This window comes from Grylomicrobium aquisgranense, assembly GCF_033971865.1.
GTDB classification, from domain to species: Bacteria; Bacillota_I; Bacilli_A; order Erysipelotrichales; family Erysipelotrichaceae; genus Bulleidia; species Bulleidia massiliensis.
Genome location: NZ_JALBUR010000007.1, coordinates 30,205 through 55,489 on the forward strand (window position 1 = coordinate 30,205; position 25,285 = coordinate 55,489).

Below are 25,285 nucleotides of genomic sequence, written 5' to 3' on the forward strand. Positions count from 1 at the left end.
GCCATCACCTCCTGCGTATTATTTTACAATGTTATAACCAGCTGCCAAACTTCCTGATATAGAATTTTTTGACAACTTCAATCGTGGCACTGTAAAGAATGAGAATGATCACCAGATAGATATAGTACTGATATGGCAGTGCGACAAAGACGGAATTCGGAAGCGAACAGAACATGTATGGAATCAGAATCGCGGCAATGATGCCAAGAATGCTGGCAAAGGCAAGCCGCACGTCGCAATGGGAGTCAATGATCGGCCGCCTGGCAGTACGGATAAACTGCACGATCATGATCTGTGAAATCAGACCTTCCACAAACCAGCCGGTCTGGAAGTAAGACTGCATGGAGATGGAATTGAAGCCAAGCACAAACCACAGGCACAGGAATGTCAGCACATCAAAGCAGGATGAAACACCGCCCATGACATTCATGAACGAAGTCAAAGAGCGCATGGTCCACTGATGGGGCTGTTTCAGGAATTCCGGATCTACGTTATCCCATGGAATGGCAATCTGGGTGAAATCATAAACAAGATTCTGAATCAGGATCTGCAATGGCATCATTGGCAGAAATGGCAGGAACAAAGAAGCAATCAGCACCGAGAAGACATTGCCGAAGTTGGAGGACAGTGCCATCTTGATGTATTTGATGATGTTGCCGGAAATTCTTCTGCCTTCCTTGACGCCGTCCAGGATGACATCCAGACTCTTTTCCAGCAGGATGATATCGCTGCTGGCCTTGGCAACATCGGTGGCATTATCCACGGAAATGCCAACATCAGCACTGTGCAGGCTCGGGGCATCATTGACGCCATCTCCCATGTAGCCGACCACGTGCCCGTTTTTCCGCAGCATATCGACAACCCGCTTCTTCTGCATCGGAGAAAGACGGGCAAAGATATTCGTATTCTCCACGGCTTTGGAAAGAGCTGCATCATCCATGCCATCCAGCATGGTGCCGTCAATGACATTCCCCTCTTCCTTGAGACCGACCTCATGACAGATATGCTGGACAACCACCGGTGCATCACCGGAGATGACCTTGACATCCACACCGGCTTCATACAGTCCTTCAATAGCATCCTTTGCGTCTGGCTTGGGCGGATCCAGGAACGCTACCGTGCCAAGGAACGTCATGTTATGTTCATCTTCAGCGGTAAACTGATTATCATCCGTGACGCCCGGCACCGATTTTCTTGCCGCAACAGCAATGATATGCAGACCGTCTTTGTTCAGCTCTTCGGCCTGCTGCTTGATCTTTTCAATATCCACATCATCAATGTCGATATACTGCTTGTCAATGCGCACCTTGTCACAGCATGCCAGCACCGATTCCAATGCCCCTTTGGTAATCAATACACGCTCACCATGATGGGGCAGCACACCCTCATCACCACGCGATACCTGGGATCCGCCCGGATTATAGACAAGCACAGACATTCTGCGGCGCTCAAAATCATACGGAATCTCGTCAATCTTCTCATAGCCGCCGGCAAACTCAGGCACATCATGACTCTTGCCATATTCCAGAATGGCCCGGTCAATCAGGTTTTTGACACCGGTGGAATAATAGGAATTCATCCAGGCATAGTTCAGTACAAGATGGCTGTTTTTGCCGTTGATATCCAGATACCGCTGCAGCACGATATGATCTGCTGTCAGTGTACCGGTTTTATCGGTACACAGCGTATCCATGGCACCAAAGTTCTGGATCGCCGACATATTCTTGACAATTGTTTTCTTCTTTGCCAGGAACTGGGCACCTTTGGCAAGTGTGCCATTGACGATCATCGGCAGCATATTCGGTGTGATGCCAACTGCAACTGAGATGGCAAACAGGAATGCCTCCAGCCAGTTATGTTTGATCATGCCGTTGACAAACAGGACAAAGATGACAACAACCACCATATATGTGATCAGAATCTTCGTGATCTTCTGCAAAGAGCGGTCAAACTCGGTCATCTGTTTGCTGGTATCCACGGTGGCAGAGATGTGGCCAAGGTAGGAATTGCGGCCGGTTTTGATGATGACGCCAAAGCCGGTGCCGGAAGCTACGGTACTGCCGGAAAGACAGATATTGTCAAGCTGGGCTGCATTGACGTTCCGTGCATCTGTGCCTGCTTTCTTTTCTACCGGCACTGCTTCTCCGGTAAAAGCAGCCTCTGATAAAAAGAGGTCCTTGCTTGCCAGAAGATACAGATCGCCAGAGACAATGTCGCCAGAGCCGATCATTTCAATATCACCCGGTACCAGTTCTTCAACCGGCATTTCGGTTTCCTTCCAGCTGGAGCCATCCGGTACGCGTACACGGACGGTATCATGTTCCATATTCCTCAGCTTCTCAACATCGAGATAAGAACGATAGTCCTGCACAAAGCGGATCCCCGCACTCATGCAAGCAAGCAGATAGATGATGCCGGCTGAAAGTGCATCATGTTCGACGATCACGGTTACCGTGCCAAGAAGCAAAAGGACGATAATAAACGCATCCGTAAATGACTGCAGCAGAAAGTTCCACCAGTGCATCTTTGTCGAGGCATGCAGGTCATTGGATCCATAGGTATCCAGGCGTTCTTCACGTGCATCCTGGCTGATGCCATTTTCATCTGCTTTCAATTCCTGCAGCACATCCGATGCCTGCCGGCGTGCATAAGCCTGATATTCTTCTTCCAGGGACTGCACCTTTGCTTTGGTAATCTTTTTCTCCATCACTGCATCTCCCGTTTCTAACTCACTAGTATAGTTTCAAAAAGAAAAATCCGCATCAAAATCTGAAGAAATTCAGAGATGCGGATACCATAGCGGCCTCGTCAATAAAGGCGTCCATGTTTTAAACATCATGATGACAACATATGGCACAATCATCTGCACAAGACACAGCACAACTGTATACGATTTACCAAGAATATTGTACACCGTATCGAGGAAGGTGCCATGAAACGGTGCCGAGATAAACATCAGATTACAGCCGCGGCGGTGGTTGATGATCAGCGCAATGATGCAGAACATCAGGACATACAGCGCATAATACCATAGATCATGCCATGTCAGATCAACCAGGCCTGTGCGGTTCATCAGAATGCCAAGATACGTCATGGTACCGTGGTAGATGAAGCTGTGCACGGAAAGAAAATGGAATGTGGGATAGATCAGCAGTGAGCTGGATGGATACAGCATGAAGCAGATGCCGGCAATCAGTCCGCCGGAAGCAAGAAATACATCGCCGATATGCTGGAGGATGCCCCTGCCAAAGCCGCTGGCAATGCCGGCATATAAGGTGATGGAGCAGAAATACAGCGGCACCCATGTGTCATAGTCTGCTTCTGAACCAGTCCGGATGCGGAAATGGATCTTGATGCATTCCAGCACCCAGAGCACAATGATGATTTTGCGAATCAGACTGCGCAGGGCCGCTTCTGGCAACAGCAGTGTATGCGTCAGGCCTTCATAGATGCCAAATACTGCCATACCTGCCAGCAGAAAATGTCCCGGGCTTAAAATACCAGCTGGCTTGTACTCACCAGGGTCTGCAAAGAAATAATGCATGAATTTCCTGCCAAACTGCTTCATTTCTTCATATCCTCGATCCTGACATTACGGTTATGTTCAATGGGCTTCCAGGCCACATTCTTTTTAAACAGACACACGATCATCAGAGGTATCCAGATGCACATGAAGATCGGAAATAAAAAGCCCTGCACAGTGCAGTGTGCAATCTCTGCCTTATAGAGGCATCCCTGCAGCAAAGCATCAAAGCAGATGTATAAAAGCAGAATCAGCACAAGCATTAAAAGCAGTGCTTTATGGAGCGGCATCGTTGCAAAGGACAGCACCAGGCCGATTCCACCGATCATGACTGCCGCGGGCATGGCAAATACCATCGCCAGATCCTGTGCCGCTGCACTGTGTGCAGCACCCCACTTCTTCAAAAGTTTTCCTGTATAGACACGCATGCACTGCACCTGGCCAAAGATCCACCGGAATAACTGGCGCAGTGACATCTTTGCAGTCATCGGATACTCGTCATAACATCTGGCATCATGTACATAGGTGATCGAAACACCCCACAGGGCGCACTGGGCACTGAGTTCAAGATCTTCCGTGATTGTGACCGTATCAAAAGGATGCGCCTGCAGTATGGAAGATCTGATTACCCAGCCGGTGCCGTTGAGCACAGCCGAGCGGCTGTTATGCTGGGCACCATTGTTAAAGAGCACGTTCTGCATCTGGTAGAACACTTCGTAAAAGCCACAGAGAAACGTATCATACGTATTCTTGCCGATCCGCCTGCCCTGTGCCACCTGCACGCCGTGCTGCAAAGCACTGTTCATAGCCGTAAAAAAGCCGGCATCGACAAGATTGTCGGCATCAAAAATGGCAAAGGCATCCAGTTCCCTGTGCTTTGTCAGCTCAGCAAACGCACGGCCAAGCACATCGCCTTTGCTGTGGACCGTATTGCCATAATCGATCACATGCGCACCATAGGAACGGGCAATATCCGGCGTATGATCGGTTGTGTTATTGACAAGCACATACACATCCAGAAGGTCATGGGGATAATCGGTTTTGCCAATGCTGTCCAGCAGACTGCCAATCACATGTTCTTCATTGCGGACCGGAATCAAAATGGCAAAATGATGTTTTTTCTCTGTATCATGATACAGGGCAAAAGGCTTGATTAAGCCGCCGAATGCAATCAAAGCAAAATGCATTGTATATAAACCGGCAAAAACAAGCAGGACCCATCTCAGGACAGTCAGAAAAGCATTCCCCATCACGAACCACCTTTCGCATTAATGATACGTGTTTTTTCACGATCGGGGATTTACATATTTCAGAATCTGTCGTGATTCATCATCAGTCCAGACGTTCCGCCTTCATCTGTACCTTCATCTCATACATTCTGGCATCAGCCATACTCTCCAGCTTTTCCATCGTGACAGGCTTTTCCTTTCTGGAGATGGCAAAGCCCCAGGAAAGAGAGACAGGCGGCTTTTTGGCATCAGGTGTCTGCTTTGCCAGCAGATCCAGCAGTGCCAGTTCACCCTGATCATAATCCGCAAAGACATCCTCTCCATCCAGCACCGCCATGAACTCATCACCACCCAGACGGAACAGTCTGCCATAGCGGCCAAAAGAATCCTGCAGCATATGTGCACAGCGGATAATATAATCATCCCCTGCCTGATGGCCATAGTGGTCATTGACCCGCTTGAGAAAATTCAAATCTGCATAGACAATGATCAGATCTCTGACTTTACCGGATGCCATTTCCTTATCAAGATTTTCCTGCACATCCAATAATGCAGAGCGGTTGTAGAAACCCGTCATGACATCCTTGTATGCCATCATATGATACACATCGGCTTCCAGGGATTTCTTCATGTGGATGATCATTTCACTCTTGAACACCATGATTAATACAAGCATGAGCATCAAAAAGCCGATCCGCGAATAGCGGGCGGCATCTTCAGGCGCCCCATAGCCGGCATAGCGGACAAGGTCAACAACCATGCATGCAAAGGCAAGCAGAATGATCACCCAGAGTATTTCTCTTCTCGGGTTATGAATATGATTGCGCTTATATTGCACGATCTGATCAACACTCATGATGCACATGACAGCAATGGACAGGATCAGTGCTGCATGAATCAGCAGCCTGCACTGCCAGAGATCCAGATGGAACAGGATATAAGCACCTGTACAGACAACAACATTAAAGGTCACAACTGCAAGAAAGAAATGGTCAATCTTCGGATTTGGCTTGATCATCCAGGCATTGGCTGCCCTGACGGCAGGATAAGGCACAATCATCAGCATCGTAAAGGTAAAGCAACGCCATAGATCCGGGCATGAGGTCAGGACAATGGGAACCCGGGATTCCACCAGGCTCCACGTACCAAAAAGGATTGCCGTCAGAGAAAACATGCGGAATGAATCCACCAGTGGCGTTTTGAGATTACTGCTGCCATAAGAGATATACAGCATTGTCACACCAAGCGTAATGATCAGAATACTGATCACAAAAGCCGGCAGAAATCTGACAAACAGGTAGTTCATATACGTACCGGAGCTGCCGACACTGATCTCACTGATTCCACCGGCACCCTGATAGGCAGGATATATGGTCATTTCAACACGCACCCCGGCCTGCCTTCTGCCTAAGCCAATGCTATGAAACGTATAGCCATAGCTGCGCCCGGCCAATACAAACGGTTTCTCTGTGTAATTATACACTTCATCACCGCCAATCTTCACTTTAAAGAAGATGTTGTCACTTTCAAAGATCAGGTTTTCACCATAGCTCAGCGTATCCGGAAGATAATTGTAAATCGTCACTTCTCCATCGCTGCCAGCCGCTTTTCCAAGCTCATCCAGGTTCACATCTTCATCTGTCCCGACAATCTTCCAGCCAGTGGAAAAATCAGGAAGATCTTCGCCTCTCCATGCAGTCAGACTTCCTGACCATCCATAACATGCCAGCACAATCACGACATAGACAGTGAGGCATACTGCAAGAAAAAGAGGTCCAGACGATCTCAGCCTGCTTGCCTTATTTTGTTTCACACTTTTTTTCATCGCCTGTCCTATTATGCACATGTTTGTCAGACGGAAAAGCAAAACAATTGAGTATTCATAATATTATGAATGATATTCCTAATAATATGACGCAAAATGCAGTTTTCAGCGTACGATCCTGCCATTTCCAGTGCCCTGTGCAAGAAAGAGAGCCTCCTGCTCTGAAACACAGTTGAAATCGCCAGGAAGCGTATGTTTCAGCGCACTGGCCGCAATCGCAAAATCAAGAGACTTCTGCAGACTGTCATAATGCAGGATGCCATGAATCAAGCCTGCCGAGAAGCTGTCTCCTGCCCCGGTCCTGTCTACAATCGGATCAATTTCATAGTGGCGGGATACGTAGAACTGTTTTCCATCATAAAGCAGTGCCTTCCAGCCATTGTCTGAGGCATTGTGAGATTCACGCAGCGTTGTGGCAATCATCTTGAAAAGGTATTCTGCCTCCATCTGCCTGAAGATAGCCTTATATGCCTCAACATCGGTATTGCCGCTTTCAATGTCACAATCCGGCACAAAGCCAAGCATCTTAGCCGCATCTTCTTCATTGCCAATGCAAACATCCACATACTGCATCAGCGGCTTCATGACAATCTGGGCCTGCTCTGGTGTCCAGAGTTTTTTGCGATAGTTCAGATCGCAGGATACTGTCACACCATGGCGCTTTGCGGCCTGACATGCAAGCAAAGTCAGCTTCGCAGCTTTGTCAGACAGGGCTGGTGTGATGCCGGACCAATGGAACCAGATGGCATCTTCAAAAATGGCATCAAAGTCAAAGTCAGCTGGATCAGCGGTGGCAATGGCAGAACCAGCACGGTCATAGATCACTTTGCCTCCACGTACAGAAGCACCTGTTTCAGCATAATAGATGCCAAGGCGGTCTCCGCCTCTTGCAATCTTGTCAGTATGGACACCATAGCGGCGCAGTGCATTGACAGCAGCCTGGCCGATTTCATGGCTTGGAACCTTGGTGACAAACCAGGCATCATCGCCATAGTTGGCAAGAGATACGGCTACATTAGCCTCAGCACCGCCAAAGATGATGTCAAACTGACCGGCCTGCAGAAAACGGGTATGATCACCAGATGGCGTCAGGCGCATCATGATCTCACCAAACGTTACAATCTTTTTGCTCATGTTATGCCTCCTGTACAAGATGAATAGCAAAACCGGCAATGCACTCTTTGAAGTAGATCAGCCTGATTCTGCCCTTTTCATCTTTCACAATAGAACTTTCATCAAAGTCATAGCCCTTTCTTTGGAAAAAGGCAATAGCACGGGAAACAGAAGATACACCAATGGCGATATGTCCATAGGTGCCTCTGGCTCTGGCAGTGGTCATCACTTCCACAAGTTCAGAGCCAAAATAACTGATCTTTGCATCACGAACACTGCCATCCAGCAGGTCTGCAAAGGCAGTGGCGATCTCTTTGCCATGTGCAGTATCACTGTTGATGCCAATATGGACAATATGAATCTGCAGCATCTTTCTGAGGGCATCATGTGCCATCTCAGAAATCTTGTCATACTGCCCGCTTTCAAGCAGTTCCTTCTTCACCATCCATGTTCCGCTGATTGCAAAGATCCTTTCATCATGAAGATATGCCTGCATGTTATGATCATCGATACCGCCGCTGGGCAGAAAATACATATCATTCCAGACCGCAGATAACGCATGAATGGTGCGCAGCCCTCCCAAAGGTTCTGCAGGGAAAAATTTTACGACATGCAGGCCAAGTCTTCTGGCCAGATCCAGCTCTGATGCCGAAGAGATACCAGGGATGACCGGCATATTTTCCTGCTGGCAGAATCTGACCACATCCGGGTTGAGTCCCGGAGTCACAATAAACGATGCACCGGCATTTCTGGCATCAATGACCTGCTGGCTGCTGAATACCGTTCCGGCACCTAATAACATTTCCGGACACGCTTTATGCATTGCCGATAAGCAGGCAAGCGCAGCTGGTGTGCGCAGCATCACTTCTGCCAGCGGCAATGATCCTTTGCATAATGCTCTGGCAAGCGGCCCCGCATGAGATGCATCGTCCAGCACAACCGCGGGTAATAAGCCGATATCATGGATCGACTGCATGATTTCCAGATGATTCATATTAATCCTTCTTTCCTGTGTAAACGATAGACGTATACAGGCAGCTTCGTCAATCCTTCCAGGAAAAAGAAAATCTCTGGCATACACCAGAGATCATCTAGACGATTTCTTCAGGAAATCCTCTTTCATTGCTTCCTTTTCATGGATAAATACAAAGAACACACCGCCATAGGAAGAATCTTCGACAAGTCTGCCAACATCTATGACCGGGATCACTTTGCCGCCTTTGACAATGATGCTGTATTCAACATAGTCTTCATAGTATGGTCTCTTTGTCGTTTCAATTTCCTTCTGGTGGTTGATCTGTTCCCAGATGGAATCTTCCACTCTCTGCCGGTCTTCCGGCACGATGATATTCGTAAACCGGCCGCCGGTATAGGCGCAGAAATCATCATAGTTGTCACAGCCCAGCAGATGAACCAAAGAGTCATTGGCAAACAGAATTTCTTCATCTTCAGGATCCGACTTATAGATCAGGAAAGAGCCCGGGATGCCGGAGGCCAGTGCCTTGGTGCTGAAGCCAAGCTGTTCCCGCTTGATATCTGCCATGGAAGGATCATAATGTCTGGCTTCATGCTTGCCGGAAATCTTGGCCGCATAGAGTGCTTCATCTGCCAGAATCATCAAAGCAGAACGGCTCTGGGCCTGCTCCGGTGCATCCGCGTAACCTGCAGAGATCGTATAGCGGATTGTTTTGCCATCGATTTCAAATACCTGCTCACTGGCAATCGCCTTCTGAATCATTTTGGCACATTCATCTGGTGTACGGTTCCAGATGACAACACAGAATTCATCGCCGCCTGTTCTGCCGATCAGGCTGTCAGAAGGGAACGAAGAGCGCAGATAATATGCCAGATGCTCTAAAGCTTTATCACCAGCCGCATGGCCATGGACATCATTGATGACCTTGAAATCATCAAGGTCCAGAAACACCAGTGTATATCGATTCACAAATGGATTCTGGCTCGCCTCATCCAGCTGCTTGATAAAACCGCCCCTGCTGAGCAGTCCTGTCAGCGCATCCTGATACGCAAGGATATTCAGACGCTTATCCTGCTGCTTTGTATGCAGCGTCAGATACAGCAATCCTTCAAAGGCAATACAGCACAATGCAGAAAAGATTCCAAAGGGGACTGCCCGGCTGGACTTCCAGCCTTTGACCGGTGCAACTTGCAGTGTCCAGTCACAATATCCAATGCTGAAAGTAAAGGTGGCAGGATTTTCCAGGGTCTCTCCATTCTGCGATGAGGAAGAAATTTCAACATTCTGATTCTGCAGCGGCGACATGGTTGTCTGCAGACTGTAGTTGTAGCCAAGACTGCTCAAAGCATCCAGCGTATGGGCATAGGCATCCGGCACCTTGATGGCAATGATCACATACCCCCAGAACTGCCCGCCATTATTGAGATAGACAGGATTGGTAATACAGACACACTCTCCCGCTGTATCAATGGTAAAAGGTCCATACATGACAGGTGCATCCTGTTCTTTGGCATACTGCATGACTGCTAAAGCACCAGAATCCTGATTCAGATCCAGTCCGATCTGTGTATCGGAATCAGGATAGGTATTTGTAATCACACCATTTGGGGCAATCTCAATCATTGCAACATGATCTGTCATTAACAGTTTCGCGGCCTGATCAAAATAATCCAGGCTGCCATTATTGGCCACAAGTTCTTCTTCCAGAAGACTGCTTTTATCGATACCGGACTGGAAATCATGTTTCAGCTCCTGGGCATAGGCAGCTGTTACATCATAGGCACGGACATGCTGGTTGCTGATATCATCTGAGTGGATCAGATATGTGGAAATACAGGAAATAAAAACGAGCAGAACCGCAGCCGCAATCAAAAGGGTTTTCTGTGACCTGGACAGTTTCATATCTGCACTCCTCCTCTCCAGATGTTAGACTTGATCGATCAGTAGCCATACTGATACGGTACACATTCTACCACCTGCAGAAACATTGCAAAGAAATAGACTGGCAAATACTGAGTATCCAGCTTTTGCCTGTCGGCTTCAATATTGCCACAAATTTGCTATCCATCCTATACCGGATTAACTACAGTTGTTGATTATTCTGCATATGATCCATCAGGGAAAATGCTTTAAGCCAAGATGGATCATGTCATCTATTGCGGAAGAAACTGTCTGCGTTAAATACATGCAATCATAACGTTAATGAATATATGATTCGTATTCTTACATGCTTATTTTCCCTGGATCATATTCCGGATCCAGATTCCGGTATCCGAAAGATCATCTTCCGTCCAGCTGTCCGCAGAAGCAGACGGCTTGAGCAGTGCGGATGACTCATCTTTATTGCATAAGCTCCATGCTGCATAGCTGATATGCAGATCATTGATGGCATCCTTCCATTTCTCAGCAGAATCATTGTCGATGGCACCATTGCCAGAAGCTTCAACGATACTGAATTCAGAGATGAAAATGGGCATTCCATTCTGATGCGCTGATACCATCTGCTGGCGCAGATCATCCTTATGCGTTGCTGCATAGAAATGCATGGTATACATCAGGTTGCCGCCATCCAGGATGGGATCCTGGCCAGCCGCATGAATGTCCTGCGACCAGTTTGGTGTGCCAACCAGAATCAAAGCATCAGCATCATGGCTTCGTATGACAGGAATGATATCCTCGGCATAGCTTTTTACTTCCTGCCAGGATGTCCCGCCATTTGGTTCATTGCAGATTTCATAGATGACATTGTCATAATCAGCGTATTTTGCGGACATCCTGTCAAAGAACTGCTCAGCATCGGATTGATATTTCATTGGCGTCAGATCATGCAGAACATGCCAGTCAATGATGACATACATGCCCAGATCCGCTGCGGCCTGCACACCTGTATCGATGGTATTCTCCAGGGAAGTTCGATCACCATCTGTACACCAGCCGCCGTTTTCATCTGTATACAGGGCAAGCCGGACAAGATTGGCGCCCCAGTCATCTCGCAGCTTCTGAAAAGAAGATTTGCTGACAAACTGTGGATACCAGGCAAGTCCATGTGTACTGACACCCTTAAGCTGAAACGGATTGCCATGTTCATCAACAAGATCAGCGCCTTTCACACTGAGCGCACCATGAATCGCAAGCGGCGTACCAGCAGGATCTGCAGTCTGATTTTCTATTGTCGTACTTTCTGTTTTCTCTGCATCTTTGGAAACAGCGTCATCCTGGGTTAGCTTTTCGCTCATGCCATCTGCTGGATCCACAGCATACTTGCCTTCTAAAGAAAGTGTCTGATCCGCAAGCACAATAAAGCCAAGATCCGATACATTTTTTCCTGCATCAATCTTCTGATTGTATTCAGCCGGCGTAACGGTGAGCATTGTGCCATCCGCAGCCAGTGTGCAGTTCCAGAAGTCTTTGACAGTAACATCCATCCGGGCATCAATCACGATCTGCCAAGTATCCAGTGCCTGATTGGCATGATTCTCTAAAGAAACACTGTACTGATATGCGTTTTGATCTCCCTCCTGCCAGGAATTGGTCTTGATGACTTCTGCCAGAAGGTTTTTCTGATTTTTCTGTGATACAGCAGATGCGGATGGTGTTGGACTGCTGGTATTTTTATGGCTGCCACAGCCGGCAAGAACACAAGATAGAGAAATGGATATGCAAACAAGCATTGCCGAGAAACAGCAGAACATATGATTCATGCGGTTTTTGATCATACATGCAATCCTCCACCACGATCATCAGCACATACTGATGATGCCTATGGTTCAGCAGAAACGTCAACATCTGCGTTCTCTGAGATACTGATGGATGAGACCGTTCCAGCTTTGACAGAGAACTGCCTGTTTTTGCTGCAGTAGATCTGATAGACAGATGCAGCAATCATGAATGCAGCACAGATGGCACAGAGAATCATAATTGCCCTTGTGCGGTCAATCTGACGGATTCCAGACTTGTACATGTCTGCCTGTTTTCCATTTTCGTTATACCCCCTCATAGATTCTTTCTCAATGCCTCCCTTATCTATGCGGGTATACCTTACATCAATGCCTTGAAGTTGCTGTGCCTGTTCACGTACAGCAAGTAATTTATCCAGAATATTAATCTTCTTCTTACATCATTTACTGATTTTGCTTTCCACCAGCATATGAAACAGAATACCTGTGGCATAGGATCCCTCTTCCCTGGCATGTCTGTTATGCAATAAACGATCTGCTGTTATTTTCGAACAATCAAGGCAACATTTTCAATGTTTGGCGTAAATGGGAACTGATCAACCGGAATCATGGTGCGGATCCGGTAGCCATACCTGCGCAGGATCTTTGTATCTCTGGCCTGTGTTTCCGGGTTGCAGGAGACATAGATAATCCTGTCTGGCTGCAGACTGCCCAGTGTGTGCAGGAAGTTTTCGGAAAGTCCTGCTCTGACCGGATCCAGAAAGACAACATCCGGTCTTTCTCCCAGATGGCGGATGAATTCTTCGGCATCCATCGCGATGAACTCGACATTGCTGATATGGTTGATCTTCGCATTTTTCTTTGCATCACGGATGGCCTGCGGATTGATCTCCACGCCCAGGACAAAAGATGCCTGTCTGGCAGCTAACAGTGAAATGGTTCCAATGCCGCAGCAGGCATCCAGTACTGTTTCATTCTTTTTCAGATCTGCCAGATCCAGAGCTGTCTGATACAGCACTGCTGTCATGACAGGATTGACCTGGAAAAAGGACTTTGAGGAGATGGAGAAGGTCAGGCCGTCAATGGTATCCGTGATGGATCCTGGGCCATAGATCACCTTCTCATTTGGTCCCAGCACCATGGAATCTGTACCATGGTTATAGTTGAGAATGACGGTCTTGATTTCCGGATGTGCTTTGCGCAGCAATGAGAGAAATGCCTTTTCTTTGGGCAGGAAGTGAGATCCGATGACAATGGTCAGCAGGACATCACCGCTTTGATGAGAAACTCTGAGATAGCCATAGCGCAGAACACCTGTGCCGGCATCTTCATCATAGGGTTCAATGTGCAGCTGATCAGCAATCCCGCACAGATCACGAATGATGGCATTTGCCCTGCTGTTTTGGATCAGGCAGACATCTGTATAAACAATCCTATGGCTGTGTTCCTGATACAGACCTGCTTTGACATGACCATTGCGGTCATAGCCAAAGGCACAATAAATCTTGCAGCGGTAATGGTAAGGATCCTCCATGCCCAGCACAGGTTCCACATTGACGCCAGGAAACAATTCCCGCACCCTATTTCTTTTCTGAATCAGCTGCTGGCTGTAAGGTACCGCAAGATAGCGGCATGCGCCGCACTTTTGATCGACTTTGCAGCGCTTCATCACAGCTCTACCTCCATCAAAGAATCTGCCACATGGTCACAGCCGCTTTCCAGCACACTTCTGGACTGATGACCCTGGGCAACCAGAACGACATCATTGATGCCGATTGCATTGGCACATTCCTGATCATGCAGCGTGTCACCAATGAAGCGGCAGTTTGTAGGATCAATCTTCTGTTTCTGCATAAACGCTTTAGCCATATCGATCTTGGAGCCGCCATAGAGATTATCCGTACCAAGCAGATAGGAAAAGTACTGATCAATGCCAAGCTCCTGGCACTGCTGTTTGAGATTGTCTTTCTGCGATGCGGAGAGAATGATATTCTCATACCCCTTCTGAATTGCTTCCTGAATCTTTGTAAGAAATCCCGGCATCAGACGGCAGGAAGAGAATCCTCTGGCATAGGCATCATTGAATTCCACGGAAACATCATCATAGGTTTCGTTCTCAAACGTATAACCCATCCTGTAGTAATAATTAATCACCGGAAAGCAGAACATGTCTTTGTATTCTTCCAGTGTGTAAGTGCGCATATGGCGCTCCTGCAGCATCTTTGTTTCAATCTGCCATGTCAGATGCACATCATCCAGAATGGTGCCGTTGAAGTCCCAGAACAGGATCGGCTTCATTGTGCATCACCCCGGTATTTGTCCATCATGGACGCAAACAGCTGTGCGGTGCTTGGCGGTGTATACGTAATGGCATTGGCACCTGCCTCCACGGTTGCAATGATCGTTTCCGACTTACTGCCGCCGCTGGCAATGATCGGGACATCCGGAAAATGCTCACGAATATGCCGGATCACTTCCGGTGTCTTTGGCCCACAGGCCACATTGAGAATCGATGCACCGGCCTCCAGGCGTTTCTGGATATCTGTATCCATACTGGTAACGGTGATCACAACCGGAATATCTACTGCTTTGGCAACCGCAGCCAGGTTCAGGTTTGTGATCGGACTGTTGAGGACAACGCCCATGGCACCACTGCTTTCCATATCCCTGGCCAGGCCGATGGTTCTGACACCATGCGTGGTACCGCCGCCTACCCCGCAGAAAACCGGAATGTAGGAATACTTGATGACGGAATCGCCAATGGCAGTCTGGGGTGTAAAAGGATACACCGCAAAGACGGCATCGGCATCACAGTTGCGGATAATCGCCACATCGGTTGTAAATACGAGTGTCTTGATTCTTCTGCCAAAGACGACAATACCGGAAGCTCTTCGGGCCTCTTCGGGAATACTGAGAATATTGTGCCGCAGCTTTGTTTCAATCACCGGGCGTGTTGTTGTTTTCTTTTCACTCATCCGATTAACTCCATCAGTTCTTCTGCAGACAGCGACGCAAGACTTGCCGTCTCACCATTCAGGATCGCATCTGCCAGATCTTTCTTTGTATTCTGCAGTTCCATGATACGCTCTTCAATTGTCCCCTGGGCAATCAGCTTATACACAGTCACGTTATGTTCCTGACCAATCCGGTGGGCACGATCTGTTGCCTGATTCTGGGCTGCCAGATTCCACCATGGATCATAGTGGATGACCACATCTGCCCCGGTCAGATTCAAACCTGTTCCGCCTGCTTTTAAGGAAATCAGGAAGACCGGCGTATCATCATTGTTAAAGCTGTGGCACAGACGCTGCCGTTCCAGCTTTGACGTTGCTCCAGTGATCAGATCATAGGCAATGTGTCTGCTCTGCAGCTCTTCCTCAATCAATGCAAGCATGCTTGTAAACTGCGAGAATACAAGCATCTTGTGGCCGCCATCCATCGCACTTTCAATGAGTTCCATGCATGTATCAAGCTTGGCAGAGCCCTTGGTATAATCCGTGGCAATCAGTCTTGGATCACAGCAGATCTCCCGCAGCTTTGTCAGCTCGGCAAGAATCTGCAGCTTGTTCTTGCTGTCACCATTCTGTAATGCCAGCAAAGAATGCTTCATATGCACCGTCTGGGCATCATATAATTTCTGCTGGTCCGCATCAAACTTTGCAAAGACCGTCTCTTCCATCTTATCCGGCAGATCCTTGAGCACATCTTTCTTCAGACGCCGCAGGATCAGCGGCGATACCATTCGGCGCAGATGCTGGGTCACTGCTTCATCCTTATTGCGGGCAATCGGTGTTTCAAAGCGTGACTTGAACGTATCATACGTAAACAGGAAGCCTGGCATCAGATAATCAAAGATACTCCAGAGCTCTGACAGCCGGTTTTCAATCGGTGTGCCAGTCAAAGCAAAGCGGTGGTCACTCGGGATGATCTTGACACTCTTGGCAGCTGCAGAGCCAGGATTCTTGATATTCTGCGCCTCATCAATCACTTCCACATCAAAACTGTACTGCTGGTAGCTCTTGATATCGTGCTTGAGCAGATCATAGCTTGTCACAAACACATCTGCCTTCTGGTTCAGCAGCTGGTTTCTTGTTTTTGCGGTACCAACTACCGGAAGCACCTTCATTTGCGGTGCAAAACGCCTGAACTCTTCCACCCAGTTATAGACAACAGATGCCGGTGTGATCACCAGGGAAGGCTTTTGGATCCCTTCTTCCCTGCGTGACAGCAGTAAGGCAATGGTTTCCAGTGTTTTGCCAAGGCCCATGTCATCGGCCAGAATGCCGCCAAATCCGCATGTCAAAAGGGTATGCATCCACTCGGTGCCATAGATCTGATAGGAGCGCATCGTATCCTGCAGACTGGATGGCACTTCATAGTCAGAATTACGCACATTTTCAAAGTTGCGGATCAGATTGCGGAATGTGCGGTCACGGTCTGCCGCGACGCTGTCATGTTCCTCCAGAAGCTTATTGATATACAGGGCACGGTACAGCGGCAGCTGCATCTTGCCATTGGTGAATTCATCCAGTGAGATGTTCATCGTATCAAACAAGGCAGACAGCACATCCAGAGAATCATTCTGGTCCAGTTCAATGAAATCACCATTGCTTAGCCGGTGATACTTTTTCTTCTGCTTATAGCTGTCCAGCAGAGCCAGCAGATCTTCCTCACTCATGTCATGGGTGGCAATGGAAAGATCCAGCAGGTTGTTTTCGGTGCGAACACCGATGGAGACAACTGGTGTTCTGCGGATGCGCAGTTTGTCAAAGGCATCTGTTACATGTACTTCACCAAGCATCATCAGTGCCTTGATGCCTTCACTGAGAATGCTGTAGACCGTATCATCATCCGCATCAGCCGTAAACTGATGATGATCTCTGTCATAATCAGGATAATACAGCTGTACGGTATCCAGGATCTCACGCTCATACGTATGATCACGCAGCGGTGAGTTTTCATAATCATTCCAATGATCATCGATGATCCGATAGCTGACATCCCCAAAGGATACCTGCGCTGACAGGGTCAGCACATCATCATGGCGGTCCAGATAGAAATCATAGGTACCTTCCTGCGGGACAATCTCTGCCACTTTGTCATCTTCCTGGATATCAAAATAGCCGGACTGCTGCAGAATCGGCAGGATGTGATAATAGAATTCGGAAAGACGGCGCATGCCGATGCGGACCGAATCCGCGCCATTGCTGCCAAGTCCCATCGTATCCAGCATTTCTGCTTCTTTTTCCGGCAGACGGTATAGTGTGGAGCCGCTGATCGCATAATAATAGCATGAGCCATGGAAGACCTCGCTTCTTGGCAGATACAGCTGCACGGACTGGACATTGCGGTCGGCATCAATATCTGTCTCAATGGATAGTTTCAGCTTTGCCTGGCCGTCCTTCAGCTGCAATGAGCTGGCAGAACTGCCGTTTTTCCGCTTGTCCGCAAATTCAATAACATCCCCTTCTGCTGTATCAAAAAAGACATCCAGCGTATGATCAGACAGCTCCATTCTGTTTTTGATGCCTGGAAACGCCGGCCGTGAATATGTATAGGCATCATAGTAACGCCGTGTAAAACGGGCAAATTCTGCCCTGGATTCCTGGATCTGGGTACGCATGAAATTGAAATACTTCTCATCTTCGCTGACAAAATCCTGCATGCCGAAATTGACTTCATTGTTCTTGCCCAGTTTGACCGTCTCGCCGCTGTCTTTCTGATCCAGCAGTGCCGACATATCCTTGACAAGATACAGTTTGCCCGTACCGATCTTCATGCCAAGTTCCAGCTTGCCATCTTCTGTGACAGTCAGTCTTGGCTTAAGCTGGATCACATTGTTCTTTGTACCGATTTCCTTGAGGCGGCGTGATGTACGCTTCTCGGCAAAGGCAGTCAGAAACTGATCAGCACCATAGTCGGTCGCATCGCCAAGATTGAAATGCTGGATCGTTTCCTCCGCCAGTAACAGCAGGGCAAGCTGATGGGCGCATAGACGGCTGGCATATGTTGGATAAATGTAATCCTCATCACATGTACCACCTACATAATGATCATGCGTCACAACGACCTGAACTTTTCTGGGATAATCATCAGTACCGATGTGGCCGTCAATGATCAGCGACTGCTCACTGCTGTCACACAGGCCATAATGACTCCAGTAGGAAGTTTGAACACCGTCAAAAATGACCGTCTTATCCATGACCAGGATGCGGGCCTGACGGACCATCTCGGATGGAAACCGAACATCTTTGAAAATACGTGCAAGATCAAAGTAGCACCTGGCATCCTTTCTGGCATCAAACAGAGGTTTATGCACATCAATCTGCTTATGTAACTGGGCATCGCGGGCATACAGCAGCGCTGCCATATGGGCACAGCGCATCCCCATTGCGGCATTGCGGCAGGAGCAGGACGCATGAAAACCCTCACTCAAATTGACAGAGGTCATATAGACCCTGCCGGATTCTTTGACTCTGCCGGTCACAAGATCTCCCGTCGCATTGCAGCTGATGACAGACTTTGCTTTCCATAAAGCAAGGCCCTTATGCAGACTGCGCTCATTAAAATATGTCTTCCAGTCCATTGTCACACCTCATTGTCCCATTATATCTGTCAAAACATCATTCGAAAACAAATGATTCCCTAGGAAACAAAAAAGCACAGGTCAAGCCTGTACTTTCTCTCTTACAAAATGGAAATGCGTATCATCAGATCTGACATCATCAAAGTGATAGTGCATATGGTCATACTGCTTCACCTGATCCACATCATGGATCTGCTTTTCCGCCAGCCATGCGGTCATGTCCCCTCTTGCCATCTTGGCATAGACGCCTTTGATGGCATAGCGGCCATTCTCTTTCTCTTCAAAGAAGACATTCACAAACCTGTCATCCTTTGTGCAGTATGGTTCAATGGCTTTGCTGTATTCTTTTGAAGCGAGATTCAGGATCACTCTGTCATCATCCAGGCAGTTCTGATACAGACTGTCTTTCCAGAATGCATATAGGTCTTTTGACTGGCCGACTGCCAGCGGTGATTTCATCTCCAGCCGGTATGGCACAACGCCATCCATCGGTTTCAAAATGCCATAATACCCGGAGAGGATGCGCACATGGTCCTGTACCCAGGCAAACTGTTCATCCGTGAAGGCAGATGGTCCAAGGTACTGGTAGGCAATGCCCGCAAAACTCAGGATCGCAGGTGTTGGCTCCCGGTCTTTGGGGCCTTCCAGATATGCTCTTTGATACTTCTGGACCGCCTTGTCAGAGCACAGCCAGACTTCTGCCAGCTGGGCAGGTGTCTGTTGATGCAGCGCTGCATCAATCTCTTTCGACTTGTCAAGAAAGATGGGTGCAGACAAGGGTACCATGCCGTCATCCTTGACCATACGCATAGCTGGTGAAAGAATGACGATCAAGCAAGTGCCTCCAGCATCTGTGATGGATTCTCAGCAGGCTTGACATTGCCCATGGCTTTGATGATCATGCCGTTTTCATCAATGAGATAGGTGCTGCGCACAATGCCCATATATGTACGGCCGTAGTTCTTCTTTTCCTTCCAGACATCATAGGCTTCAATGACGGTATGATCCGGATCAGAAAGCAGTGTGAACGGCAGATGATACTTCTCTGCAAAGTTCTTGTGTGATTTCACGCTGTCCTTACTGATGCCAAGCACAATGGCACCCTTTTCTGTGATCTGAGGATAGAGATCGCCAAAACTGCAGGCTTCTTTTGTGCAGCCAGGTGTGTTGTCCTTGGGATAGAAGTACAGAATGACTTTTTTACCAGCATATTCATGCAGGGAATGCGTTTCTCCATTTTGATCCATGAGTGTGAAGTCCGGTGCTTTTGTACCAATTGCAAGCATAGTTATTCTCCTTATGTTGTCATCATGATAGCAGAGTCAAACAGCTGCTGAAAGCCGGATGCCCGATGCTATTCCAGATACATTTCCATACGTTTGCTTGGCTGCCAGCCTTCATGCACGAAGAACGAAGCACATGCCTGGCTGATGGCAGGAACATACAGCAGGCATGGCTTATCTGCTTCCCTGGCAAGCTGCTTTATCTTGCTGACAAGCAGATGACCGACACCGTTTCTGCGCTGGTCTTTCATGACATACAGATCATGCAGCACAATGGCATCCACTGTATTCTCACAGATGGCAATGCCAATCAGGCGGCCATGGTCACTGACCGCATACACCATTTCTCCTGCAGAAAGGATATGGTAAAGATCTTCTTCGGCTGCCTGCAGATCAGAAGGCAGACGCAGTACTTCATGACGGTAATCATCATAGACAACCAGTGCATTCTGCAGGTTCTTTTCCTGCAGGGTGACAACATGAAACGGGACAGAAGGCACCGGCTCTTCTTCCTCTTCTTCCACAGGCTGCAAAAAATCCTCCTGCAGGAAATCAGAGACATCATCGGCTTCTTCATCTTCATCACTGTCACGATCCAGACGGTACACAATGCCATGGGCTTCACACCAGTCAATGGCAAGATCTCTGTGGCAGGCATCCTGAAAATCATACCAGTCATTCAGGATATGAAACTTTGTGCAGGCTGCCTTGAAGCGTCGGAATGCCCCCTGGCCGGTAATAGCGTTGTACAGCCAGTCTTTCTCATCCTCATCATCCAGTCCGGCAATAAACCGTTTCATATTGAGATAGTCATTGCGGTCATATTTGTCCGGCAGACGGATGAAGCGTTCCATTTCCCGCTCATCCGGACTGTCCCACACAATTTGTCCATTGGCAGGATCATACCAGGCAGAATCCTCATCCTGCATCTGTTCAATCGCATCAATCACATCATTTAATCTGACTTCCATTACGATTCACTTCCTTTTTACTTCGTATGTGCTTCCATGTATTTCCCATCCGGCACAATCTCAATCCAATAGCCATCCGGATCTTCCAGGAAATAGATGCCCATGGCTTCATTCTCAAAGCAGATCCAGTTGTGGCTCCTGTGATATGCATGGGCTTTTTCAAAGTCTGATGCGGTCATTGCCAGATGGAATTCCTGTTCACCAAGATCATATTTCTGGGGATGGTTCTTCATCCAGGTCAGCTCCAGGCGGAACCCGGTATGGCCATCACCGAGAAAAACGATCGTAAAGTCTTCGTTTTCCGTTCTTGAGATTTCCTGCAGTCCTAAGGCATCATGATAAAACTGCAGGCTTTTCTCAAGATCAGAGACATTGAAATTAAAGTGGTTAAATGTAAACATTGCGTACTCCTTTCATGACGGGATCTGTTTTGATCCGCTGCATAACTTCCTGTTTTGATGCATTCCAGTGCATTGGATAAATCCGATCTGCGCTGCAGTATTCCAGAAAATCACGGATGCCAAAGCCTGGCTGCTTGATGCGCAGATCATACGGAATCATCGCACACACAAAGTGCTTTCCTTTGATGCGGGACAATTCTTTGTGATAGAAATCCGCACTCCGCTGATCCTCGGCGTCGCCATCCCACCACCAGTTGTTCAAGTCACCGGCATGATAGATACTACCCTGTTTTGTATCAATCACAAAGGCGCAGCCCAGATCATTAGATGCTAAAGATGTGATGTGCATCCCATCAAGTTCGATGCTTTGATGGGCGGCGATATGAATCACATCTTCACGCTGTGCTTGTTTCTCCTGTATTTCATCTGAAAGAATAAACTTTTTCGCAGGCAGAGAAAAGATTCTGGGATTGTAGTGATCACTGTGGCTGTGGCTGACAAAGACGTACAGCGGTTTGCCAGAATCAAGAGATGGCAGTGTGCCCATGGCCCAGTCAAACAGCAGATTACAGTCCTGCGTTTCGACCAGGAAAGCACTGTGTACAATTGGTGTTATGATCATCCATATCACTTCTTTTCTGTGATCAGGATCGCATCCAGTGGTTTGCCTTTAGCAAGCTCATCCACCAGTTTATCCAGCTGGCGGATATGCCGGTACAGAGGATCCTGAATTTCTTCTACTTTGATGCCGCAGATGCGACCATGAATGCTTTCCGCATTTTTGTTATAGCACGGTGCCTGCAGAAAGAAAGTTTGGTAATCGGGATCATGATCCAGCATTGTGTGCAGACCTGTTTCATCATAGCCAAGCAGCCAGCAGATCACAGCATCCACTTCTGCTTTCGTTCTGCCTTTGCGCAGCGCCTTGTTAACAAGCGCAGGATAGATCTTTGACAGCTTCATTGTATACAGCTTTTCCTGTGGACTCATCTTGCTTTCTCCTTTTGAAAATAGGAACGGTAATGATCCAGCGGCAATACGGCACCTGCAGTTTCACAGACTTCTTTTGCAGTCAGATTGGCAATGCATACAGCATCTTTCAGATCCATCCCCATGCAAAGAGCTGTCATCCATGCAGAGCAATGGGCATCCCCTGCTCCAATTGTATCCACAACAGCAGCCTTGTTTGTGCCTGCATGCACTGCCTGTCCTGTCTGATCGATATAGTACGTTCCTTTTTCACCCATAGTAACAATCACTGCCTGATGGCTCATCTGCCATACATGTATGGCTGCTTCGGCAACAGATAACCCTTGACACCCAGGAAAGGAAACGATCTCATGTTCATTGCAGTGAACCATCGCATGCATGGCAAGCAGGGCTTCCGTTCTTTCCTGTGCAATCGAGGCAATGCGCGGTCCTGGCGCATAGATGACATTCCAGATATCAGCTTTCTGCAGCCAGTGGATGATCCTGTCTCCGTCCTTTTCTTCCAACTGCAGGCCGGAAACATAGACATAATCGTAGTGTTTCTGTTTGATGGCAGAGGGATCAAAGCCGTATTCCACTCCATGCAGTGACAGAAAGGTGCGCTCACCGCTTTGTTCTACAAGACAGTAGGTGCAGCCGTTTTCCCCTTCTGCTTTATAGGGACCGTGCATGCCAAGATCCTTCAGTTTGTTTTTGACAAAACTGCTGTAGATGCCGCTTGTGCCAACCGGCGAAAGTAAGGTGACATTGATGCCGTTGGCAAAGGCACACATGGCAGCATTATAGCCGCAGCCGCCCATGGCAATATCTTGTGCCTGCAGGTTGATGTCCTCACCGGTAATGGGCAGATGGTCCAGCCGCAGCATGACATCTGCGCAGGCAGCACCAATGACAAGCAGATTTTTCATATGTGTCATCCTTTCGATTTACTGTCTATATTGTAGCAGAAAACAAAAACAGCCTCTGCATTGCAGAAGCTGTCATGTTGGAACGTGTGATTACTCACCCTTTTCCAGAGCAAGTGTTCTGGTTGTCAGATCGCAGACATCAGAAGGTCCGTAGTACTGAATCGCACCCGGATACAGGTAGTCTGTCTCAACAGCCCACTTTGCTCTGTGAGCAGCGAAGTACTGGAACGGCTTGCCATCCAGATCCACAAGAGCCTTGCGGATAACCGGCTTGTCTTCGCCGTTTCTTCTCTCCATGTTCATCATCTTGGTGATCGGCATACCACCGGCAACCCACTGATCAGCCGGCTTGGAGAGGTTGGAAATCTTGGACAGATATCCTGTGTATCCATACTGAATCAGCATGCAGGCATTGTAGCCCAGGCTGTAGCAGTAGTCAGCGTCAAAGTTGGACGGGAATGCGCATCTGCCTTCATAGCCGAAGAAATGATGCTGCGCAGAGAACTTGCCATTGTATTCACCCTTGGCACGTCTTTCTTCCAGCTTCTTGGCAACCATCTGGGAGAACAGCTTCTCAGACTCAATCAGGGAAACCTGTACATTGCCGTGCGGATCTCTTTCCAGGAAGAGCTGCTGCTGGATGTTTTCCGGCAGAATGTCGAAGACATTCCAGGAAGCTTCTGTCAGGCCCTTCTTGATATAAGCCTTCTTGTCTTCCCAGGTCGGCAGTGCATTGAACTCAGCTGTCTTTTCACCAGCCAGGAGTTCATTGATCTCAGAGATCAGGGTGCCGAATTCCGGAACGAATTCGACGATGCCTTCCGGTACAATCACAACACCGAAGTTGCCTTCTGTCTTGGATCTTGCCACAACAGAATCAGCAATCTGGTCAGCAATCTGGGACAGGGACATCTTCTTGGCAGCGACTTCCTCACCGATCAGGCAGATGTTCGGCTGTGTTTCCAGAGCGCACTCCAGAGCAACATGGGAAGCAGAACGGCCCATGACCTTGATGAAGTGCCAGTACTTCTTGGCAGAGTTGGCATCTCTTTCGATGTTGCCGATCAGCTCAGAATATGTCTTGGTAGCTGTATCGAAACCGAAAGAGCACTCGATGTCATCGTTCTTCAGGTCGCCATCGATGGTCTTCGGGCAGCCGATGACCTGTACGCCGCTCTTGTGTGCTGCAAAGTATTCAGCCAGCACAGCTGCGTTTGTGTTGGAATCATCACCGCCGATGATGACAACAGCTGTCAGGCCATGGCGCTTTGCCGTAGCCTCTGCTGCTGCGAACTGCTCCGGTGTTTCAATCTTTGTACGGCCGGATCCGATGATATCAAATCCGCCGGTGTTTCTGTAAGCATTGATGAAAGCATCATCAAGTTCAACAAACTTATCGTCTGTCAGTCCGGAAGGACCGCCCTTGAAGCCAAGCAGGACATTGTCCTTGTTGGCAGCCTTCAGGGCATCATACAGACCGCAGATGACATTGTGTCCGCCAGGTGCCTGGCCGCCGGACAGAATGACACCGACAACCTGCTTCTTTGCCGGGGCAGTATTCTGTCCCTTGACAAACGTAATCTCTCTCTTGCCATAGGTCAGTGGGAAAAGAGACTTGATCTTTTCCTGATCGGCAACACTCTGTGTCTCCTCACCTTCCTGAACACTGATATTGGCAATACCGCCTCTCAGCATTCCAGGCAGCTTCGGCTGATACTGAAGTCTTTCTTTCTGAAGTGGTGAAATTTCCATATTTACTTTTTCAGCTCCTTTACCGTTTCAATTATAGCCAGTAACCGGCAT

At 48.2% G+C, this 25,285-nt stretch carries 21 protein-coding genes; all 21 read right to left on the reverse strand.

Translation table 11 applies throughout. The annotated features are described in order from the left end of the window. Nucleotides 1–31 precede the first annotated feature (31 nt). Nucleotides 32–2,707, reverse strand: a complete 2,676-nt coding sequence (mgtA, locus tag MOZ60_RS04215; protein WP_370595760.1) for a magnesium-translocating P-type ATPase — start codon at nucleotides 2,705–2,707, stop codon at nucleotides 32–34. 72 nt (nucleotides 2,708–2,779) lie between these two features. Then, nucleotides 2,780–3,568 (reverse strand): TMEM164 family acyltransferase, encoded by a 789-nt coding sequence (locus MOZ60_RS04220; protein WP_370595761.1) that lies wholly within the window; start codon nucleotides 3,566–3,568, stop codon nucleotides 2,780–2,782. Beyond that, nucleotides 3,565–4,773 (reverse strand): glycosyltransferase family 2 protein, encoded by a 1,209-nt coding sequence (locus MOZ60_RS04225; RefSeq protein ID WP_370595762.1) that lies wholly within the window; start codon nucleotides 4,771–4,773, stop codon nucleotides 3,565–3,567. The genes MOZ60_RS04220 and MOZ60_RS04225 overlap by 4 nt, the downstream gene beginning before the upstream one ends. An 82-nt stretch (nucleotides 4,774–4,855) precedes the next feature. Continuing rightward, entirely contained in the window at nucleotides 4,856–6,565 is a 1,710-nt protein-coding gene (locus MOZ60_RS04230; RefSeq protein WP_370595763.1) for a GGDEF domain-containing protein, read from the reverse strand. 117 nt (nucleotides 6,566–6,682) lie between these two features. Then, nucleotides 6,683–7,711, reverse strand: a complete 1,029-nt coding sequence (locus MOZ60_RS04235; RefSeq protein ID WP_370595764.1) for a PfkB family carbohydrate kinase — start codon at nucleotides 7,709–7,711, stop codon at nucleotides 6,683–6,685. 1 nt (nucleotide 7,712) lies between these two features. Then, nucleotides 7,713–8,684, reverse strand: a complete 972-nt coding sequence (eda, locus tag MOZ60_RS04240; protein WP_370595765.1) for a bifunctional 4-hydroxy-2-oxoglutarate aldolase/2-dehydro-3-deoxy-phosphogluconate aldolase — start codon at nucleotides 8,682–8,684, stop codon at nucleotides 7,713–7,715. 93 nt (nucleotides 8,685–8,777) lie between these two features. After that, a complete protein-coding gene (locus MOZ60_RS04245; protein WP_370595766.1) occupies nucleotides 8,778–10,568 on the reverse strand; it encodes a sensor domain-containing diguanylate cyclase in 1,791 nt (596 codons plus the stop codon). Nucleotides 10,569–10,897: 329 nt separating this feature from the next. Beyond that, entirely contained in the window at nucleotides 10,898–12,382 is a 1,485-nt protein-coding gene (locus tag MOZ60_RS04250) for a cellulase family glycosylhydrolase (protein WP_370595767.1), read from the reverse strand. A 44-nt stretch (nucleotides 12,383–12,426) separates the two neighbouring features. Continuing rightward, a complete protein-coding gene (locus MOZ60_RS04255) occupies nucleotides 12,427–12,663 on the reverse strand; it encodes a hypothetical protein (RefSeq protein WP_370595768.1) in 237 nt (78 codons plus the stop codon). Nucleotides 12,664–12,884: 221 nt separating this feature from the next. Further along, nucleotides 12,885–14,012, reverse strand: a complete 1,128-nt coding sequence (gene rlmD / locus MOZ60_RS04260; protein WP_370595769.1) for a 23S rRNA (uracil(1939)-C(5))-methyltransferase RlmD — start codon at nucleotides 14,010–14,012, stop codon at nucleotides 12,885–12,887. Beyond that, complete coding sequence (locus MOZ60_RS04265; protein ID WP_370595770.1) at nucleotides 14,012–14,641, reverse strand: HAD family hydrolase; 630 nt, start codon at nucleotides 14,639–14,641, stop codon at nucleotides 14,012–14,014. The genes rlmD and MOZ60_RS04265 overlap by 1 nt, the downstream gene beginning before the upstream one ends. After that, nucleotides 14,638–15,318, reverse strand: a complete 681-nt coding sequence (locus tag MOZ60_RS04270; protein WP_370595771.1) for a beta/alpha barrel domain-containing protein — start codon at nucleotides 15,316–15,318, stop codon at nucleotides 14,638–14,640. Before MOZ60_RS04270 ends, MOZ60_RS04265 begins: the two co-directional genes overlap by 4 nt. Next, nucleotides 15,315–18,929: a DEAD/DEAH box helicase gene (locus MOZ60_RS04275; RefSeq protein WP_370595772.1), complete on the reverse strand. Its 3,615-nt coding sequence runs from the start codon at nucleotides 18,927–18,929 to the stop codon at nucleotides 15,315–15,317. Before MOZ60_RS04275 ends, MOZ60_RS04270 begins: the two co-directional genes overlap by 4 nt. A gap of 81 nt (nucleotides 18,930–19,010) precedes the next feature. Then, entirely contained in the window at nucleotides 19,011–19,763 is a 753-nt protein-coding gene (gene yaaA, locus MOZ60_RS04280; protein ID WP_370595773.1) for a peroxide stress protein YaaA, read from the reverse strand. Beyond that, nucleotides 19,760–20,215 carry a thioredoxin-dependent thiol peroxidase gene (gene bcp / locus MOZ60_RS04285; RefSeq protein ID WP_277007331.1) on the reverse strand — a complete coding sequence of 152 codons (456 nt, stop codon included), beginning with the start codon at nucleotides 20,213–20,215 and terminating at the stop codon, nucleotides 19,760–19,762. Before bcp ends, yaaA begins: the two co-directional genes overlap by 4 nt. A gap of 68 nt (nucleotides 20,216–20,283) precedes the next feature. Next, nucleotides 20,284–21,183 carry a GNAT family N-acetyltransferase gene (locus MOZ60_RS04290; RefSeq protein WP_370595774.1) on the reverse strand — a complete coding sequence of 300 codons (900 nt, stop codon included), beginning with the start codon at nucleotides 21,181–21,183 and terminating at the stop codon, nucleotides 20,284–20,286. A gap of 17 nt (nucleotides 21,184–21,200) precedes the next feature. After that, nucleotides 21,201–21,584, reverse strand: a complete 384-nt coding sequence (locus MOZ60_RS04295; protein ID WP_277635116.1) for a VOC family protein — start codon at nucleotides 21,582–21,584, stop codon at nucleotides 21,201–21,203. Beyond that, nucleotides 21,571–22,206 carry an MBL fold metallo-hydrolase gene (locus MOZ60_RS04300; RefSeq protein ID WP_370595775.1) on the reverse strand — a complete coding sequence of 212 codons (636 nt, stop codon included), beginning with the start codon at nucleotides 22,204–22,206 and terminating at the stop codon, nucleotides 21,571–21,573. Before MOZ60_RS04300 ends, MOZ60_RS04295 begins: the two co-directional genes overlap by 14 nt. Before the next feature lie 5 nt (nucleotides 22,207–22,211). Further along, a complete protein-coding gene (locus tag MOZ60_RS04305) occupies nucleotides 22,212–22,574 on the reverse strand; it encodes a DUF2200 domain-containing protein (RefSeq protein ID WP_108775836.1) in 363 nt (120 codons plus the stop codon). Next, complete coding sequence (locus MOZ60_RS04310; RefSeq protein ID WP_370595776.1) at nucleotides 22,571–23,482, reverse strand: PfkB family carbohydrate kinase; 912 nt, start codon at nucleotides 23,480–23,482, stop codon at nucleotides 22,571–22,573. The genes MOZ60_RS04305 and MOZ60_RS04310 overlap by 4 nt, the downstream gene beginning before the upstream one ends. Before the next feature lie 90 nt (nucleotides 23,483–23,572). Continuing rightward, nucleotides 23,573–25,234: a diphosphate--fructose-6-phosphate 1-phosphotransferase gene (locus tag MOZ60_RS04315; protein ID WP_370595777.1), complete on the reverse strand. Its 1,662-nt coding sequence runs from the start codon at nucleotides 25,232–25,234 to the stop codon at nucleotides 23,573–23,575. Between the last annotated feature and the right edge of the window lie 51 nt (nucleotides 25,235–25,285).